Genomic DNA, 17552 nt, shown 5'->3' with positions numbered 1-17552 from the left:
CCACTGTTACCTGGGGAGGCCGGCGAGATCGGCCATCAGGTGCATGTGGTGGTCGAAGTAGTCGGCGCGGGCTTCGATCATGATGTTCAGGCGTCCGAAGACCTCGAAGCTGAGGACGCCGTACAGGTGGGTCCACGCGACCAGCACGCGGTCGAGCTGCTCCTCCGGGAGGGTGCCGCCACGGCCGGCGACGAGGCGGTGGAGGTCGTCGCGAAGCGGCTCGGTCAGCGGCGACGGCGGTGGACGGAGGCGGTCGCCGGCGTCGGTGACGATCGCGGCGAGGAGCAGGATCACCTTGGTCGCCGGCTCGACGGTGTCCTGCGGCGCGGCGTACCCGGGGACAGGGCTGCCGTAGATCAGGCCGTATTCGGCCGGGTGGGCGAGGGCCCAGTCGCGGACGCCCTGGCAGACGGCGACCCAGCGGCCGCGGAGATCGTCGCGCGGTACGGCGGACTCCGCCGCGGCGGCCGCGGCCGCGAGATCGTCGTACGCGTCGACGATCAACGCGGTGAGGAGCGCGTCGCGGCTCGGGAAGTACCGGTAGAGCGCCGAGGCGACGATGTCCAGGTCGCGGGCGACCGCACGCAAGGAGAGGTGCGCGCCGTCGGTCGCGAGGTGCCGGCGGGCGACGGCCTTGATCTCCTGGCTCATCTCCGAGCGGACCCGGGCGCGGAGCGACGGTGCGGACATGTGTTCCAGTCTGACACAGGTCGGAGTACAGTGAACTCATTCGAGAACACTGTTCTCTACGAAAGGTCTCCAGCTCATGGCTCTACAGGTCGTCGTCGGATCCGGCCCGGTGGGATCGGCCACCGCCCGGTTGCTCGTCGAGCGCGGCGAGCACGTCCGCGTGATCACCCGTTCCGGCAGCGGACCCGACGGTGTCGAGCGGGTCGCCGCGGATGCGAGCGCTCCGGGCACCCTCGAGCGGTACGTCGAGGGCGCGGCCGCGATCTACTCGTGCGCCGGACCGCCGTACGACCGGTGGAGCACAGAATGGCCTCCGCTCGGGGCGGCGCTGATCCGGGCGGCCGAGACCAGTGGCGCGGTCCTGGTGACGACCGGCAACCTCTACGGGTACGGCGCGGTCGACGGGCCGATGACCGAGGACGCCCCGCTCCGGCCCAACTCCGTCAAGGGACAGGTCCGGGCGAAGCTGTGGACCGACGCGCTCGAAGCGCACCGCGCCGGGCGGATCCGGACCGCGGAAGTGCGCGGCTCGGACTACCTCGGCGCCGGCGCGGTCACGTCGTTCAGCTTGATGGTGCTGCCCAAGGTGGTCGCCGGGAAGCGCGGCTCCATGCCGGCGGATCTGGACGCCCCGCACAGCTGGACGTACGTCGGCGACGTCGCCCGCACGTTGATCGCGGTCGCGAACGACGAGAGCGCGTGGGGTCGCGCGTGGCACGTGCCGACGTCGGAGCCGGTGTCCGTCCGGGCCCTGGCCGCCCGCGCCGCCGAGCTGGCCGGCGCACCGCCCGCGCGGGTCGCCTCGATGCCCTTGATCGCCCTGCGCCTGGCCGGCCTGTTCAATCCGCTCGCCCGCGAACTGATCGAGACGCAGTACCAGTGGCGGCGGCCGTTCGTGCTCGACTCCTCCGCGGCAACCGTTGCCTTCGGCATCAAACCGGCGCCGGTCGAGGACGCGCTGCGCGAGTCGGTCGGCGGACTGCGCCGGTAGAGCCCCGAACCGGACGGCGCCCGCGCGAGTCTCACCACCGGGCGCCGGGTGGTTGACACGCCCTAAGCTGGGCGCGTCGACGGGAGAAGGGCAGTCATGAGTTCCAGAGGTCGAGGCCGGGGATTGCGCCGCCTGATCGTCACGTTGGTGGTGCTGGCGGTCCTCGCGGTCGTCGTCGACCGGGCCGCGGCGTACGTCGCCGAGAACCAGCTCGCGTCGATGGCCGAGAAGGAGGCCGCGCAGTACGACGTCCGCGCGAGCAGCACCTCGGTGAAGATCGGCGGCTTCGGGTTCCTGCCCCAGCTGGTCAACGAGAACTTCTCCAAGGTCACGCTGACGATGGACGATCCGACGTTCTCCGGGATTCCGGGTGAGGACCTGAAGGTCGACCTGCGCGACGTCCACGTGCCGCGATCGCTGCTGACCCAGCAGTCCGGTGCGGTGAGCATCGCGACGACGGACCTGCGGCTGCAGTTGTCACCGCGCGAGCTCGGGCGGCTCGCCGCGAAGAGCACCGGGCTCGAAGGGCTGTCGCTGGCGATCGTCGACGGTGCGCTGCGGGCGAAGGTCTCGGTGCGGGGCATCGACATCGACGTACCGATCACGCCGCGGGTCATGGAGGGCCGGGTCGTGCTCGCGCTCGGTGAGTTGTCCAGCTCGATCCCGTCGTACGTCCGGAACGCGGTGAAGAGTCAGCTCGCGCGCGGCATCACGGTCCCGGAGCTGCCGTTCGGCGCGCAGCTCACCGGGATCAGCGTGGTGGACAACTCCGTGGCGCTGACCGCGGCGGTGAAGGACCTCAAGTTCGACGCCTGAGTCCCTTGGGTTGCGATGGTTCGCGATATATCGTCGAACTATCGCAAGCACTTTTCGTGAGGGACGGTGGTCGACATGACCGGATCGGCGTTCGCCGCGGGCTGGCCTTGGCAGGAGTTCGTGCGCCAGTTCGAGCGGCAGTGTGGAAGCATCGAGGACTTCAAGGACGAGTTGCGCGCGGCGATGACCGGGCGCCGCGGGCACCGGGGGCACCAGCAGCACTTCGGGCCGCAGTGGGGGATGTTCGGCGGGCAGATGTTCGGTCCGCCGTGGGGTCCGCCGCCGCCGCGATGGCGCGGCCCGAAGGCCCGGCGCGGCGACGTACGGGCGGCGATCCTCGCCGTCCTCGCGGAGCAGCCGATGAACGGCTACGGGATCATCCAGGAGATCGCCGAGCGCAGCGGCGGGGTCTGGAAGCCGAGCCCGGGATCGATCTACCCGACGCTGCAGCAGCTCGAGGACGAAGGGCTGGTGACCGCGGACGCGGAGGTCGGGCGGCGGACGTTCCGGCTGACCGACGAGGGCCGGACGTACGTCGATGAGCACCAGGACGAGGTGTCCGCGCCGTGGGAGGCGATGAGCGCGCCGCCGGGTGAGGACGAGAACGGGTTCAAGCCGCTGTTCGGGCAGGTGGCGACGGCGATGTGGCAGATCCTCGCGAGCGGTACGCCGGAGCAGCAGGCGAAGGCCCGGGACGCGGTCGCGGATCTGCGGCGCAGGCTGTACGGCATCCTCGCGGAGGACGACGAGCAGGACGACGGCACCGAGCGGGACCGTTCATGAGCTCGCCCGACCACGCACACCGGGACAACGCACGCCGTCGCGCCCGCCAGGCCTGGGACCGAGCGGGCTGGAACGGGCCGGCCTGGAACGGGTCGGACTGGAACGGGCGGGGCTGGTACAACGGCTCCGCCGACCAACGAGGCTCGGCCGGTCGCGAGAGCTGGGGCGGCAACTGGGGCGAGGCCGGCCCGAACACTCCACGGGACCGCAAGCAGGACAGTGCGGGCCGCAGCGACAGTGCGGCATCGTCGGGGCGGAACGACGTACCTCGGAAGCGGGTGCGGATCGGGGATGCCGAGCGGGATCGGGCTGTCTCGCTGCTGAGTGAGCACTTCGTGGCCGGGCGGCTGACCCAGGGTGAGTTCGAGGAGCGGAGCGAGCAGGTCACGCGGGCGCGGTACTCGGACGACATCGAGCCGTTGTTCGACGACTTGCCGGCGGCCGCGGAGGTGCAGGTCGCGCAGCCCAGCGCTCCGGTCGGCGTACGCCGGGCCGGTCCGCCGCCGCCGTTCCTGATGATCGCGCCGTTCCTGATGATCGGCCTCGTGGTCAGCTCGATCGCGCTCACCGCGCCGTGGCTGCTCTGGGGCCTGTTCTGGATCGTCCTGCTCAGCGGCATGGGCCGCCACCACGGACCCCGCTTCCACCGCTGAAACTACCGGGTCGGAAGTACCGCCACGGAAGTACCACGCTGGAACTACCGCCGTTGACGGGCCCGCGGGATCTCCGTCGCGAACTCGACGACGAACCCGTCCGGGTCGGCGACATGGACCGTCCGATGTCCCCACGGACGGTCCGCCGGCCCGCTCAGCAGCGGTACTCCGGCCGCGACCAGCCGCTCGGCGCACGCGTCGACGTCCTCCACCATCACCACCACTTCCCCACCCGCGCCCGGCGTCACCGCCCGCCCGGTCAACCACTCGGCCCGCCGCCGCTCGTACAACGCGAACCGCACCCCACCCGCGTCGAACTCCGCATATCCCGCATCCGTGAACTTGTACGCCAGCCCCACCACATCCCGGTAGAACCCGACCGAAACCTCCAGCTCCCCGACGTACAAGATGACGTACCCGATCTCCATACCCCAATTGTGGGCGCTGCCATCTACCGTCGCCCGCAGGTACGCCTGGACGCGGTGATTGGATGAGGGGATGACGACCGTACTGCGCTACGCCGCCTTCACGTCCGACCCCGCCGGCGGTAACCCTGCCGGTGTGGTGCTCGACGCCCGCGGCCTCGACGACCAGGCCATGCAGGCGATCGCCGCCGAGGTCGGGTACTCCGAAACCGCGTTCCTGACCGAGGCCGCGAGCGGCGTACAACCGGTGCGCTACTTCTCCCCCAAGGCGGAGGTCCCGTTCTGCGGGCATGCGACGGTCGCCACCGCCGTCGCGCTGGCGGAGCGGAACGGTCCCGGCGAGATCGTCTTCTCGACGCCCGCCGGGCTCGTACCGGTCACGGTCGACGCGGACCTGCGCGCCACACTGACGAGCGTCGAGCCGTCCGTCGAGGATGCCGGCGACATCACCGACGTACTCGGCATCCTCAGGTGGTCACCCGAGGACCTGAACCCGGCCATGCCGCCGAGGATCGCGTACGCCGGGGCGCGGCATCTCGTCCTGAGTACGGCGACCCGGCAACGACTGGCCGACCTGGACTACGACTTCGACGGCCTGCTCGCGTACATGCTCGACCGCGACCTCACCACGCTGCAGCTCGTCTGGCAGGAATCGCCGACCGTCTTCCACGTACGCGATCCGTTCCCGGTAGGCGGCGTGGTCGAGGATCCGGCGACCGGTGCCGCCGCGGCCGCGTTCGGCGCGTACCTCCGTGAGCTCGGGCTCGAGCAGCCCACGGTCACGCTCCATCAGGGCGACGACCTCGGCCGGCCCAGCCTGATCACGGTCGAACTGCGGCCCGGCGACCAGCGCGTGCGGGTGAGCGGCAACGCCGTACCGATCACGGCACCCGCGTGAGCCACTCCTCGGTGCCGAACTTCGCGGCGACCCGCTCCTCGGCGGCCGCGACGGTGTCCGCGGAGATCGCGCCGTCGGACAGGCCGTAGCGGCTCCGGAACGTGCCGGCCATCCGCTCGATCACGTCGGCGCGCTCGAGACCGGTCTGGCTGCGTAGCGGGTCGACGCGCTTGTTCGCGCTCGTCGTACCTTTGTCGGACAGCTTCTCCCGGCCGATCCGCAGGACCTCGAGCATCTTGCCGGCGTCCATGTCGTAGGCCATCGTCACGTGGTGCAGGACGGCGCCGCCCGCGAACCGCTTCTGCGCGGCACCCGCGATCTTGCCCGCCGGCGAGGTGATGTCGTTGATCGGCTGGTACGTCGCCGCGATGCCGAGATCGTTGAGCGCACCAATGACCCAGTCGTCGAGGAACGCGTACGACTCGACGAACGACAGCCCGGACACGAGCGACTCCGGAACGTACAGCGAGTACGTGATCGTGTTACCCGGCTCCACGAACATCGCGCCGCCGCCGCTGATCCGCCGTACGACGGTCACGTCGTGCCGGGCCGCGCCGTCCAGGTCGACCTCGTTGCGCACGGACTGGAAGCTGCCGATGATGACCGCGTTGGACGCCCATTCCCAGACCCGCAACGTCGGCGGGCGCTCCCCCGACCCGACCTGCTCGGCCAGCACTTCGTCGAGCGCCATCTGCAGCGCGGGGTCCCGCGGTACGTCGTGCACGAACTGCCACTCGTGGTCGCGCCAGCCGGTCGCACCGGTCAGCGCCCGCCGGACGGCGACCGCGACCGCCTCGGGCGAGAACCCGAGCATCTCGACGCCGTCGCCCAGCGCGCCCCGCACCCGCGCGGCGATCTGCGCCGCGGCCGTGTCGACCGGCAACCCCGCCAGGGCCCCGTTGATCCGCTCCAGCGCGTCGTCCGGTTCCAGGAAGAAGTCCCCGGAGATCTGCGCGTTCCGCACATGCTGATCGACCACGTCGAGATCGGCGACGACGAGCTTCCCACCCGGGACCTTGTACTCACCATGCATATTCACCATCAACTTGCTCTGGCCAACGGTTGTTCCCCGTCGCATGCTTGAGGGCCATGGCGGAGATGAGCATGAACAAGGCGATCCATGCCGCAGTACGGCGGGATCTGGGTCGATTCCTCGACGCGCTGGAACGGTTCCCGGCCGGGGACCGCACGCGGGCCGCGCAGTTGGGCACGGCCTGGCAGAACTTCGACAACCAGCTCAGCCGGCACCACGAGGGCGAGCACGAGATCGCCTGGCCGGCGTTGCAGAAGCTCGGCGTGAGTCGCGAGCTGCTCACGCAACTGGACGCCGAACACGACACGATGGCGGACACACTGGCCTCGGCCCGGACGGCGATGGGCACGCTCCGAGGCACCGCGAGCGCGGAGGACGCGGCCGCCGCACGCGCTGCGATGCAGGAACTGCAACGGGTCACCGTGCAGCACCTCGAGCACGAGGAGGCGGAGATCGAGCCCGTCTACCAGGCGAACATCGGCTCACCCGAACTGAAGCAGATGGGCCGCGAGTTCGCGAAGGTAGGCCCGGTCGAAGGCGGCACCTTCTTCGCCTGGGCCCTCGACGGCGCCAGCCCCGAGGAGTCCGCCGCCGTCACCAGCACCGTCCCCAAACCCGTCATCACCGTAGTCCTCGGCCTCTTCGGCCGCCCCTACCGCAAATCGGTCGCCCCGGTCTGGCGCACCTGAACGGGTCAGGCAGCCGGCTTGAGCTGTACGGCGACCTGGCGGACGTGGCTGCGGACGGTGTCGATGTCGGCGGACGCGTCGACTTCGTGGTGGATGCCGCGGCCGGCGTAGAAGTGGATCAGCGGGGCCGTCTGCTCGTGGTAGATCTCGAAGCGGCGGCGGATGACGTCCTCGGTGTCGTCGGTGCGGTGCTCGATCTCGGCGCGCCGGAGCAGGCGGGCGACGAGGGCGTCGGCCTCGACCTGGAGGACCAGCGCGGCATCCAGCGAACGTCCTTGCGCGGCGAGGATCTCGTCCAGGACGCCGGCCTGGTCGAGGGTGCGCGGGTACCCGTCCAGGACGAAGCCCGGACGGGCGTCGGCCGCCGTGAGCCGGTCGCGGACCATGTCGTTCGTGACCTCGTCCGGCACGTACTCCCCCGCGTCGAGGTAGCGCTGCGCCGTCCGGCCGAGCTCGGTACCTTCCGCGATGTTGCGGCGGAACAGGTCACCGGTCGAGATGACGGGCACACCAAGATGTCCGGCCAGGTGACCCGCGTGTGTCCCCTTGCCCGCTCCGGGCGGCCCCATCAGCAAGACAGTGGTCACGGCACCCCTCCTGACGCTCGGTAAGTCCACCAGATTAAGGGACCTTCCGCGGTCGTGGTACGGCGTACGTCACTCCGGTACCCCGGCGTACGTCACACCGCGCGTTACTGCCCGCAACCCTCGTTTCTCGCGCAGGCTCAGAACTCCATCTCCGGACGAAGCTCGACCACGTCACCCGGCCCGGCGAACTGGGCGGCCACTTCCTCGGCGCGGGCGCGGGTCGCGCAGTCGAGCACGAAGAACCCGGCGAGCTGTTCCTTCGACTCGGCGTACGGACCGTCGGTGCTGACCCGTTTCCTGCCCTCCCAGCGGTAGGTCCGCGACGTCGACGGTGCGTCCAGCGCCAGCCCGCTGACGAACTCACCGGACGCGGACAGCTCGGCGAGCAGAGCGTCGAACTCCTTGTTCATCGCGGCGCGCTCGTCGGCCGGGATCGCCCGGCCCACGTCGGTGAAGTCGATCGTCGGGTGCCCCCACGGCTGCGGGTTCGAGTGGATCAGGACCACGTACTTCATGACAGAACCTCCAGTGTCGTTCCGGTACGCCGTTCTGCGCCCCGGCACCCCGGACGTCGGAGGCCCACACCGGGCCTCGACATTTCTCCTGGATGTATCTCAGCTCACATTCGGTCACACTCGCGGCATCGCGCTCCGTCAACGCTGCAGAAGCCCACGACGAACGGAGCAAACCTCATGACCACGATCCTTGTCACGGGCGGCACCGGAACGATCGGCCGCCGCGTGGTGCCGCAACTCCAGGCGGCCGGCGCCAAGGTCCGCGTCCTCAGCCGCCGTGCCGGCGACCGCGGCGACGGCGTCGGCTACCTGGCCGTCGACCTCCTCACCGGCGACGGCCTGGACGAGGCCGTGGCCTGTGTCGACGTGATCCTGCACCTCGCCGGCGGCCCCAAGGGCGACGAGATCGGTACCCGGAACCTGGTCGGCGCGGCCGAGCGCGCCGGCGTACGGCACCTGGTCCACATCTCGGTGACCGCCGTCGACCAGCTCCCGCTGACGTACTTCAGGTCGAAGCTCGGCGCCGAGCAGGCGGTCCGCGGATCGTCGGTGCCGTGGACCGTACTGCGGGTCGCCCAGCTCCACGACTTCGCCTGGAACGCCGTGCGCGCGATGGCGAAGCTCCCCGTGATGCCGACGCCCGGCGGCCTCCGGTTCCAGCCCGTCGACGTCCGGGACGTGGCCGAACGGCTCGCCGAACTGACGCTCGGCGAACCCCAGGGCCTGGTCCCCGACCTCGTCGGACCGAAGGTCTACAGCATGGCCGAGCTGGCCCGCGACTACCTGCGCGCCACCGGAAAGCACCGCTGGTCGCTCCCGATCCGTGTGCCCGGCAAGGCGGGCAAGGTGTACCGCGCGGGCGGCAACCTCACCCTCACCGGGGCCACCACGGGCACTCACACCTGGGAGGACTTCGTCGCCGCGCAGGTGTAGGGCTCCAGCAACTCCTCCAGGTCGGGCGTCCGGCGGCGCGCGATCCCGGCCAGGAAGTCGGCCACCTGCACCCGCGGATCGTGCTTCGAGTCGACCTGCGTGAACGACCGCAGCGGCGCCGGCTGCACCCGTTCGGCGAGGAACTCCCCCAACCGGGCAACCCGGCCCCGGGTCAGCGCACTCTGCTCGTCATGCACCACCGCGACCGAACGGCGGCCGCCGCTCCAGTGCAGGACCGTCTCGGCGAGCGCGGGCACCAGCGGCTCCCACGGTGGCGGCAGCAGTGGATCCTCGTCGATCAGTCGCTGCATCACCTCCTCGACCCGGCCCCGCGTGACCGCCCGCAGCACGGGTACGTCGGCCGGCATCGTCGCGAAGAACCGGTCCACCGCCGCGTGATCCATCAACCGCACCCGCTTCGTACGGGTCAGGTCCAGGAACGCCGCGAGGAACCCGGTCCGGTTCCGCAGCGCCGCGACGGCCTCGGAATGGTCCGTGCCGAGGCGGGTGCCCGCGCCGTACGACGGCTCCTCGGTGAACAGTTCGAGCACCCGCGCGGCGACGTACGCGGTCTTGTCGATGGCGTGGACATGCGCGTGCCCGCGCAACGTGGTGAGCAGCCACTCGAGCGCGGGCCGCTGCTCGGGGCGGAGCAACTGGTTGGACTTGTACTCGGTGCGGTAGCGCAGGCGGGATCGCAGTACGGCGATCACCTCGGCGGCCGCGGGCAGAGAGAGGTCGACACTGGCATGGGTGATCACGGGTGAGACGGGATCGAGGAGGTTGGATCCGGAGAACCCCGACTCGTCACAGGCGATCTCGACCCACGAAGGGGAGGTCATGAAAGGTTCGCTCCACAAGGCTGACGACTGCACACTTTGGGGCCCGTCGGCACGACGGGCTTGATCGGACGGCAGGTCCTGACGGGCGATCAGAAAGCGGCAGCAGCCGGAGCAGCGGACATGCGAACCATCATCGCCTCGCCGGCGACCCGGCACCAGCGAATTCCGATGAGTTCCGGCGCCTTCGCTCGTCTCAACAGGAAACCGAAGGAGGAGTGACATGGCGAAGGTGCTGTACTCGGTGACGGCGTCGGTGGACGGCTTCATCACCGGGCCGGACGGCGACATGCAGTGGATGCGTCCGTACCTCGGGCCGAACCCGGAGGTCGACGACCTGGTGCCGCGGATCGGGTCGCTGCTGATCGGCCGCCGGTCGCACGACGGCGACGATCCGCACAAGGGCGAGGCGGGCGAAGGGCAGGCGTTCGGCGGCGGCTGGAGCGGACCGATGTACGTCGTCACGCACCGCCCACCGTCCGACCCGGACCCCGGCGTCACGTACGTCGACGACTTCGCGAAGGCCCTCGCACAGGCGAAGGAGGCGGCCGGTGACCTGTACGTCAACGTCATCGGGGCCAACATCGCCAAGCAGTGCCTCGAGGCAGGTCAGCTGGATGAGGTCCTGGTCTTCTACGCCCCCGTGCTGCTCGGCGACGGCACCCGCCTGTTCGACCACGCCGGCGGCCGCACCGTGCGGCTCGAACGCAAGAGCGTCACCGAAACCCCACAGGCCACCAGCATGTGGTTCAGCGTGATCTAGAAGTCGTGCCCTAGAAGTCGGTGGCGGTCGAGTGCATCACCGCCCGGACCTCGACGGAACGGTCGGCGGCTCGCGCGTCCGGTAGCAGGCGCGCGAGCTCGACGGCCCGGTCGCGGTTCTCCACGTCGACCACGTAGTACCCGTCGATCCGGGTGGGCTCGCTCGCGGGGAGCTGGACGGCCAATTGCGGGTCGGCGAGCAGTTCGCCGCCGACCAGTTCCCCCGCGTCGTAGGCGACTCGCTCGAACTCGTCACGCTGCAGGTGCGGGTCACCGTCCCCCTGCAGGATCAGCAAGAACTTCATCGGCGCTCTCCTCTCACTGGTACGACGGAGCAGAGCGCACGTTCTTGACATTGCTCAGGCTTGACCTGCTCAGCCAGCGGCGGCCCAGGCCCGCGCGGTCAGCTTGATCGATCCGTCCGCCTCGATCGGCAGGCGCGCCCGGACGGCCTCCCGCAGCGCCTCCTGGTCCTCGATATCCAGACTGCGCAAGTACGCCGGCGCCACACCCTGCCCGCCGAGGAACGGCTGCCAGTAGTCGTCGAACGACGTGAACACCGTCGGTACGACGATCTCGCGCGTCCGCACGTCGTCGAACCCGGCCTCGCGGAACAGCTCCTCGAGGCCTTCCGGCGTACAGAACGGGAACCGGCGCCCCTCGTCGTGGTCGCGGTCCTGCGGCCGTACGTCGATCATCGCGTCGAAGAAGTACCGCATCAGCTGCATCCCGCCGGCGTAGTCCCACACGTAGACCGCGACCGTCGTACCGATCTCGCGCATCCGGCGCAGCGCCTCGACGCGCTTCGGGACGAAGTTCAGCACCAGACCGGCGACCACCACGTCGTACGGGCCGTCCGGCAGCTCGGCCGCTGACCGGACCTCGAAGTTCGCCCGCGGATCGTCGACCGCGGCTCGGGCATACCCGACGAAGCCCTCCGACGGGTCCACCCCGAGCACTGACGCCGGGTCCGCCGTCCGCAGGATCGTGCTGGTCAGCGCGCCGGTGCCGCAGCCCACGTCGAGCCAGCGCCGACCGGGCGGCTGGTCCAGCCACGCCACGAACTCCGGCGCGACCAGCCGGCTCCACCGGCCGACGTACGACTCGTAGATTCCCCCACTCGACCACTCGCTCATCTGCGCAGCATCGTGGGCAGCGCGACACCCGTCAATGTCTCGGAGACCTGCCAGAGGCGGGCGTTGGTCTCCGGATCGGTCGCGGTCTTCGGGTTCCGGACCAAAGTGGTCGGGCCGACCAGTCCGAACCGATGCGCCGGACCGTAGTACGCGCCGGGCTCGGCGGCGGGATCCGCGGCAGCGAAGAGCAGCGGCTCGGCGCCCGTCTCGACCTCCTGCGTCGGCAGCGGGTTGAAGCGATAGGCGAGGCGGATGAGCGCGGGCGGCCGCTCGCGCCCCAGGCTGGCACCGGTGGCCAGCAGGTTCGTCCGTGTGAAGCCCGGGTGCGCGGCGACGCTGCGCAGGCCCCAGCCCTGATCGGCCGAGAGTTTCGCGAGATGGTTGCTCAGCATCAGGTCGGCGAGCTTCGACTGCGAGTACGCCGCCTGCCGGCGATAGCGGCGCTGCCACTGGAGGTCGTCGAACTGGATCCGGCCGAAGTACGCGGCGCCGCTCGACATCGTCGCGACCCGCGGCTGCGGTGCCGCGAGGATCAGCGGCAGCAGCCGGACCGTGAGGGCGAACGGACCCAGGTAGTTCGAGCCGAACTGGAGCTCGAAGCCGTCCTTGGTGGTCATCCGGGTGGGCGGGTGCATCACGCCGGCGTTGTTCACCAGCAGGTCCAGGTGCGGCTCGTCGGCGGCGAGCCGCTCGGCGAACTCCTGGACCGAGGCGAGGTCGGCGAGGTCGATCCGGCGGACCTCGAGCTGCGCGCCGGGATGCTCGGCCAGGATGTCGGCGCGGGCCGCCTCGCCCTTGGCCGGGGTCCGGACCGCCATCACCACCCGGGCACCGGCGGCGGCGAGCCGCTTGGCCGTCTCCTTGCCGGTGCCGCTGTTGGCGCCGGTCACGACGGCGAGCTTGCCGGTCTGGTCGGGGACGTCGTACATGGTCCACTCTCCATAAAAGACTGGTGGTCTGTTATTGCTTCCGACGTTATCAGACCGCCGGTCCGATAACAACAGACCATCGGTCTGTAGAATCGGGGCATGACCTTCCAGCGCGCCCGGAGCGCGGAGCAGCGGGCCGCGCGGCGGCAGGCGATCCTCGCCACGGCGGCCGCGATGCTGACCGAGATGCCGGTCGCGGACGTCACGCTGAACGAGCTGAGCCGCCGCGTCGGCCTGGCGAAGTCGAACGTGCTGAACTACTTCGACTCCCGCGAGGCCGTCCTGCTCGAGCTGTCCAGCGACGAACTGGCGGCGTGGGTCGCGGACCTGCGCGACACGCTGTCCGAGGATTCGTCCGCACTACCGACCGGCGAGCGCGCCGAGCGGCTGGTGGCGGGCATCGTCGGGACGCTCGCCCGGCGCCCGGTGCTCTGCGATCTGATCAGCGCACAGGCGGCGGTCCTGGAGCGGAACATCTCGACCGCGACCGCGCTGACGTTCAAGCGCGCGGCCGCGGTCGCGTACGAGGAACTGATCGCGGTGGTCGTCGGCGTCCTGCCGGAGCTCGGACCGGAGGGAGCGGGCCGGTTCATCGCGACCGCGAGCCTGCTCGCCGGCGCGGTCTGGACCCACTCGCATCCGGTTCCGGCGATCCTGGCCGCCTACGAGGCCGATCCGTCACTGGCGACGATCAGGATGGACTTCGAGCCGGCGTTGTCCGACGCGCTCCGGGCATTGCTGTACGGCGCGTTGCCGCGGAGCTGAGGCGGTCAGACCTGCTTCACGTACCGGTGGCACGGGACCGGCACCGAGCCGCCGTCGATCGACGCCGGATAGTCGAAGGCGCCGGCATCGGTCCAGCCGCTGCGTTCGTAGAACCGCCGGGCGCGGGCGTTGCCGGTCGCGACGGCGAGCCAGGCCTCGTCGTGCCCGCCGGCCTTCACCTGCCGCTCGGCCTCGGCGAGCAGCGTCCCGGCGACACCCGATCCGCGATGACCGCTCGCGACGTACACCTGCTCGACCTCCGCGCCGACGACCATCACGAACCCCGCGATCTCGTCCCCGGCGACGGCGACCGTCGTGTCGGCGACCCGCTGCGCCGCCCGGGTCCAGAACGATTCCTTCGTCCGTACGGCGACCAGCTCGTCAGGGACATGTCCCACGTGACCGTCGCGCCAACCGGCGTACCAGATCGCGGCCACCGCATCCGCGTCCGCGGCAGCCGCTGGTCTCACCTTCACGGCGCTCACTGCGGGTCGTACGCCAGGTTCGGACGCAGCCAGCGTTCGACGTCCTCGACCGGGAGATTCCGCCGTACGGCGTAGTCCTCGATCTGATCGCGGCCGAGACGGCCGACGCTGAAGTAGCGCGACGCCGGGTGCGCGAAGATCAGGCCGCTGACCGCGGCGGCCGGTGTCATCGCGTACGACTCGGTCAGGCCGAGCCCGATCCGGTCCGCCTCGAGCAGCTCGAACAGGTCCTTCTTCTCGGTGTGATCCGGGCTCGCCGGGTACCCGAGCGCGGGCCGGATGCCCCGGAACCGCTCCGCGTGCAGATCCTCCAGCACCGGCTGCGCGTCCGGCTCGAACCACGCCCGCCGTGCCTCCAGGTGGATCCACTCGGCGAACGCCTCCGCCAGCCGGTCGGCCAGCGCCTTCACCATGATCGCCTTGTAGTCGTCGTTGCGTTCCTCGTACGACTTCGCCAGCGTCTCGGCGCCGTGGATCGCGACCCCGAACCCGCCGAGGTGATCGCCTTCGGGGGCGATGTAGTCCGCGAGGCACCGGTTGTGCCGCCCGGCCGGCTTCACGGTCTGCTGCCGCAGCATCGGGAACGACCGGTCCAGCCCGTCCAGAACGATGTCGTCGCCCTCGCCGTGCGCCGGCCAGAACCCGTACACGCCCTCGGCGGTGAAGGATCCGTTCGCGATGATCTCGTCCAGCAGCGTGTTCGCGTCGTCGAACAGCTCCCGCGCCACCGGCTGGTCCAGGATCGCGGGGTACTTCCCCTTCAACTCCCAGGCCAGGAACAGGAACTGCCAGTCGATCATCTCGCGCAGCGTCGCGATGCTCGGCGAGACCCGCTTCAGCCCCGTGAACGCCGGCACCGGCAACTCGCCGTACTCCACCGGCTCCCGGTTCGCCCGCGCCTCGGCCACCGTCAGCATCGGCGCGCGCTGCTTGTTCGCGTGCTGCTCGCGCAACCGCTCCTGCTCAAGACTGTTGCTCTTGGCAAGCTCCTCGGCGCGCCCCTCGTCGAGCAGGTCGGACACCACACCGACCACCCGTGAGGCGTCCAGCACGTGCACGGTGGTGTTCTCGTACGCCGGGGCGATCCGGACCGCGGTGTGTTGCTTGGACGTGGTCGCACCACCGATGAGCAGCGGCAGCTTCAGCCCGCGCCGCTGCATCTCGGTCGCCACCGACACCATCTCGTCCAGCGACGGCGTGATCAGCCCGGACAGGCCGACCGCGTCCGCGCCCTCGGCCACCGCGGTGTCGAGGATCCTTGCCGCCGGCACCATCACACCGAGGTCGATCACCTCGTAGTTGTTGCAGCCGAGCACGACGCCGACGATGTTCTTGCCGATGTCGTGGACATCGCCCTTCACGGTCGCGAGCACGACCTTGCCCTGGCCGCGGACCATCTCCGCGCGGCCTTCCCGCCGGGCCTGCTCCTTCTCCGCCTCCATGAACGGCTCGAGGTACGCGACCGAGCGCTTCATCACGCGCGCGCTCTTCACCACCTGCGGCAGGAACATCTTGCCGGCGCCGAACAGGTCGCCGACGATCTTCATCCCGTCCATCAGCGGACCCTCGATGACGTCGAGCGGGCGAGGCAGCTGCTGCCGCGCCTCCTCGGTGTCGGCCTCGATGTAGTCGACGATGCCGTGCACGAGCGCGTGCGACAGCCGCTCCTCGACCGAGCCCTCACGCCAGCTCAGATCGATCTCGCGCTGCTTGCCCTTGCCCTTCACGTTCTCGGCGAACGCGACCAGGCGGTCGGTGGCGTCGTCGCGCCGGTCGAAGATCACGTCCTCGACAAGCTCCAGCAGGTCCTTCGGGATGTCCTCGTAGACGGCGAGCTGGCCCGCGTTCACGATGCCCATGTCCAGCCCGGCCTTGCCCGCGTGGAACAGGAACGCCGAGTGCATCGCTTCCCGCACGATGTCGTTGCCGCGGAACGAGAACGACAGGTTCGAGATGCCACCGCTCAGGTGCACCCCCGGACAGCGCTCCTTGATCAACGGCAGCGCGTCGATGAAGTTCTTGGCGTAGCCGTTGTGCTCGGCCATGCCGGTCGCCACCGCGAGCACGTTCGGGTCGAAGATGATGTCCTCGGGCGGGAACCCGATCTTCTGCGTGAGCAGGTCGTACGCCCGGCCGCAGATCTCCACCTTGCGCTCGACCGTGTCGGCCTGGCCCTGCTCGTCGAACGCCATCACCACCGCGCCGGCGCCGTAGTCACGGATCTTGCGCGCGCGCTCGAGGAACTCGTCCTCGCCCTCCTTCAGGCTGATCGAGTTCACCACGCCCTTGCCCTGCACGCATTTCAGCCCGGTCTCCAGCACCGACCACTTCGAGCTGTCGATCATGATCGGGATCCGCGCCACCTCGGGCTCGGTCGCGATCAGGTTCAGGAACGTGGTCATCGCCTGCTCGCTGTCCAGCAGGTCGGCGTCCATGTTCACGTCCAGCAGGTTCGCGCCGCCGCGGACCTGCTCCAGCGCCACGTCGACCGCGGCCTGGTGGTCGTCGCCCTCGATCAGCCGGCGGAACTTCGCCGACCCGGTGACGTTGGTCCGCTCACCGATCATCACGAACCCGGTGTCCGGCCCGATCCTGAACGGCTCGAGACCGGAGAAGCGGGTGGTGTGATCGGCCGGTACGACGGTCCGCGGTGTCAGCTCCTCCACGGCGTCGGCGATCTGCTTGATGTGCGCGGGCGTCGTACCGCAGCAGCCGCCGACGATGTTGACGAGGCCGGACCGCGCGAACTCCTCCAGCATCGCGGAGGTCTCCTCGGGCGTCTCGTCGTACCCGCCGAAGGCGTTCGGGAGGCCGGCGTTCGGGTGCGAGGCGACGTACGTGTCGGCGAACCGCGCCAGGTCGGCGACATGCGGGCGCATCTCGGCCGCGCCGAGGGAACAGTTCACGCCGACGACCAGCGGCCTGGCGTGCTCGACCGAGCTCCAGAACGCCTCGACGGTCTGACCGCTCAGGGTCCGGCCACTGAGGTCGACGATCGTCACCGAGATCCACAGCGGCAGGTGCGGCGCGACCTCGCGAGCCGCGGCGACGGCGGCCTTCGCGTTGAGGGTGTCGAAGATCGTCTCGATCAGCAGCAGGTCGACGCCGCCCTCGGCGAGCGCCGCGATCTGCTCGGCATACGCGTCCTTCACCTGCTGGAAGGACACCGCGCGGTACGACGGGTCCTCGACGCGCGGGCTCAGCGACAGCGTCACGTTGAGCGGGCCGATCGACCCGGCCACGAACCGCGGTCTGCCCGGGGTGGCCAGCTCGTCGGCGGCCTGCCGGGCGAGGCGGGCGCCGGCCACGTTCATCTCGCGGACGTACTCCTGCAGGCCGTAGTCGGCCTGACCGATGCTGGTCGCGGTGAAGGTGTTCGTGGTGGTGATGTCCGCGCCGGCCGCCAGGTACTGCCGGTGGACGTCGAGGATCACGTCCGGCCGGGTGAGGTTCAGCAGGTCCGGGTCACCGGTCACGTCGTGCGTGTGCTGACCGAAGCGATCGCCCTGATAGTCGGCGGGCTGCAGCTTGGCGCCCTGCAGCATCGTGCCCCACGCACCGTCGAGGACCGCGATCCGCTGATCCAGCAGCTCCCGCAGCGCGGTTTCACTCATCTGCCAACC

The 17552-nt window shown here is 70.1% G+C and carries 20 protein-coding genes; 9 read left to right on the top strand and 11 right to left on the bottom strand.

Going from position 1 to position 17552, the window contains the following annotated elements; translation table 11 throughout:
• Nucleotides 1–6 precede the first annotated feature (6 nt).
• Nucleotides 7–690: a TetR/AcrR family transcriptional regulator gene (locus BJY22_RS12705; RefSeq protein WP_167206434.1), complete on the bottom strand. Its 684-nt coding sequence runs from the start codon at nt 688–690 to the stop codon at nt 7–9.
• A 76-nt stretch (nt 691–766) separates the two neighbouring features.
• Here BJY22_RS12705 and BJY22_RS12700 point away from each other — a divergent pair, with 76 nt between their 5' ends.
• The 4 genes from BJY22_RS12700 (at nt 767) to BJY22_RS12685 (ending at nt 3933) form a co-directional block, all read left to right on the top strand.
• A complete protein-coding gene (locus BJY22_RS12700) occupies nt 767–1681 on the top strand; it encodes an NAD-dependent epimerase/dehydratase family protein (protein ID WP_167206432.1) in 915 nt (304 codons plus the stop codon).
• A gap of 96 nt (nt 1682–1777) precedes the next feature.
• Nucleotides 1778–2497 carry an LmeA family phospholipid-binding protein gene (locus BJY22_RS12695; RefSeq protein ID WP_167206430.1) on the top strand — a complete coding sequence of 240 codons (720 nt, stop codon included), beginning with the start codon at nt 1778–1780 and terminating at the stop codon, nt 2495–2497.
• A gap of 75 nt (nt 2498–2572) precedes the next feature.
• A complete protein-coding gene (locus BJY22_RS12690) occupies nt 2573–3280 on the top strand; it encodes a PadR family transcriptional regulator (protein WP_167206428.1) in 708 nt (235 codons plus the stop codon).
• Entirely contained in the window at nt 3277–3933 is a 657-nt protein-coding gene (locus tag BJY22_RS12685; protein ID WP_167206427.1) for a DUF1707 SHOCT-like domain-containing protein, read from the top strand. Before BJY22_RS12690 ends, BJY22_RS12685 begins: the two co-directional genes overlap by 4 nt.
• 44 nt (nt 3934–3977) lie before the next feature.
• Here BJY22_RS12685 and BJY22_RS12680 read toward each other — a convergent pair whose 3' ends face one another.
• The gene (locus BJY22_RS12680) at nt 3978–4361 is read right to left on the bottom strand and encodes a VOC family protein (RefSeq protein ID WP_167206425.1); all 384 of its coding nucleotides are present in this window, start codon (nt 4359–4361) and stop codon (nt 3978–3980) included.
• Nucleotides 4362–4431: 70 nt separating this feature from the next.
• On the opposite strand from BJY22_RS12680, the gene BJY22_RS12675 reads away from it, so the two are divergent.
• On the top strand, nt 4432–5256 hold the full coding sequence (locus BJY22_RS12675) for a PhzF family phenazine biosynthesis protein (protein ID WP_167206423.1): 825 nt from the start codon (nt 4432–4434) through the stop codon (nt 5254–5256).
• On the opposite strand, the gene BJY22_RS12670 is transcribed toward BJY22_RS12675, so the two are convergent.
• A complete protein-coding gene (locus tag BJY22_RS12670) occupies nt 5240–6298 on the bottom strand; it encodes a lipoate-protein ligase LplAB (RefSeq protein WP_337758583.1) in 1059 nt (352 codons plus the stop codon). The two genes, BJY22_RS12675 and BJY22_RS12670, sit on opposite strands and share 17 nt — an antisense overlap.
• A gap of 47 nt (nt 6299–6345) precedes the next feature.
• Here BJY22_RS12670 and BJY22_RS12665 point away from each other — a divergent pair, with 47 nt between their 5' ends.
• The gene (locus BJY22_RS12665; RefSeq protein WP_167206421.1) at nt 6346–6978 is read left to right on the top strand and encodes a hemerythrin domain-containing protein; all 633 of its coding nucleotides are present in this window, start codon (nt 6346–6348) and stop codon (nt 6976–6978) included.
• Nucleotides 6979–6983: 5 nt separating this feature from the next.
• Here the strand turns inward: BJY22_RS12665 and BJY22_RS12660 are convergent, their stop codons facing one another.
• On the bottom strand, nt 6984–7565 hold the full coding sequence (locus tag BJY22_RS12660) for an adenylate kinase (protein ID WP_167206419.1): 582 nt from the start codon (nt 7563–7565) through the stop codon (nt 6984–6986).
• Nucleotides 7566–7702: 137 nt separating this feature from the next.
• Nucleotides 7703–8080: a YciI family protein gene (locus BJY22_RS12655; protein ID WP_167206417.1), complete on the bottom strand. Its 378-nt coding sequence runs from the start codon at nt 8078–8080 to the stop codon at nt 7703–7705.
• Between the two features lie 177 nt (nt 8081–8257).
• On the opposite strand from BJY22_RS12655, the gene BJY22_RS12650 reads away from it, so the two are divergent.
• A complete protein-coding gene (locus tag BJY22_RS12650; RefSeq protein ID WP_167206415.1) occupies nt 8258–9013 on the top strand; it encodes an SDR family oxidoreductase in 756 nt (251 codons plus the stop codon).
• Here the strand turns inward: BJY22_RS12650 and BJY22_RS12645 are convergent.
• Nucleotides 8977–9855 (bottom strand): DUF3800 domain-containing protein, encoded by an 879-nt coding sequence (locus tag BJY22_RS12645; RefSeq protein ID WP_167206413.1) that lies wholly within the window; start codon nt 9853–9855, stop codon nt 8977–8979. The two genes, BJY22_RS12650 and BJY22_RS12645, sit on opposite strands and share 37 nt — an antisense overlap.
• Nucleotides 9856–10075: 220 nt before the next feature.
• On the opposite strand from BJY22_RS12645, the gene BJY22_RS12640 reads away from it, so the two are divergent.
• Nucleotides 10076–10615 (top strand): dihydrofolate reductase family protein, encoded by a 540-nt coding sequence (locus BJY22_RS12640; protein ID WP_167206411.1) that lies wholly within the window; start codon nt 10076–10078, stop codon nt 10613–10615.
• 10 nt (nt 10616–10625) lie between these two features.
• Here BJY22_RS12640 and BJY22_RS12635 read toward each other — a convergent pair whose 3' ends face one another.
• From BJY22_RS12635 to BJY22_RS12625, 3 genes are all read right to left on the bottom strand, one after another.
• A complete protein-coding gene (locus tag BJY22_RS12635; protein WP_167206409.1) occupies nt 10626–10919 on the bottom strand; it encodes a YciI family protein in 294 nt (97 codons plus the stop codon).
• 69 nt (nt 10920–10988) lie between these two features.
• Nucleotides 10989–11750 carry a class I SAM-dependent methyltransferase gene (locus BJY22_RS12630; protein WP_167206407.1) on the bottom strand — a complete coding sequence of 254 codons (762 nt, stop codon included), beginning with the start codon at nt 11748–11750 and terminating at the stop codon, nt 10989–10991.
• Complete coding sequence (locus BJY22_RS12625; RefSeq protein WP_167206405.1) at nt 11747–12679, bottom strand: SDR family oxidoreductase; 933 nt, start codon at nt 12677–12679, stop codon at nt 11747–11749. The genes BJY22_RS12630 and BJY22_RS12625 overlap by 4 nt, the downstream gene beginning before the upstream one ends.
• A gap of 99 nt (nt 12680–12778) precedes the next feature.
• Between BJY22_RS12625 and BJY22_RS12620 the strand changes: the two genes are divergently transcribed.
• Nucleotides 12779–13444 (top strand): TetR/AcrR family transcriptional regulator, encoded by a 666-nt coding sequence (locus BJY22_RS12620; RefSeq protein ID WP_167206402.1) that lies wholly within the window; start codon nt 12779–12781, stop codon nt 13442–13444.
• A gap of 5 nt (nt 13445–13449) precedes the next feature.
• On the opposite strand, the gene BJY22_RS12615 is transcribed toward BJY22_RS12620, so the two are convergent.
• Together BJY22_RS12615 and metH are read right to left on the bottom strand one after the other, a co-directional pair.
• The gene (locus BJY22_RS12615) at nt 13450–13920 is read right to left on the bottom strand and encodes a GNAT family N-acetyltransferase (RefSeq protein ID WP_167206400.1); all 471 of its coding nucleotides are present in this window, start codon (nt 13918–13920) and stop codon (nt 13450–13452) included.
• 5 nt (nt 13921–13925) lie between these two features.
• A complete protein-coding gene (metH, locus tag BJY22_RS12610; protein ID WP_167206398.1) occupies nt 13926–17543 on the bottom strand; it encodes a methionine synthase in 3618 nt (1205 codons plus the stop codon).
• Between the last annotated feature and the right edge of the window lie 9 nt (nt 17544–17552).

The organism is Kribbella shirazensis (assembly GCF_011761605.1).
GTDB lineage: Bacteria > Actinomycetota > Actinomycetes > Propionibacteriales > Kribbellaceae > Kribbella > Kribbella shirazensis.
This window is presented reverse-complemented; position numbering and strand designations above follow the sequence as displayed.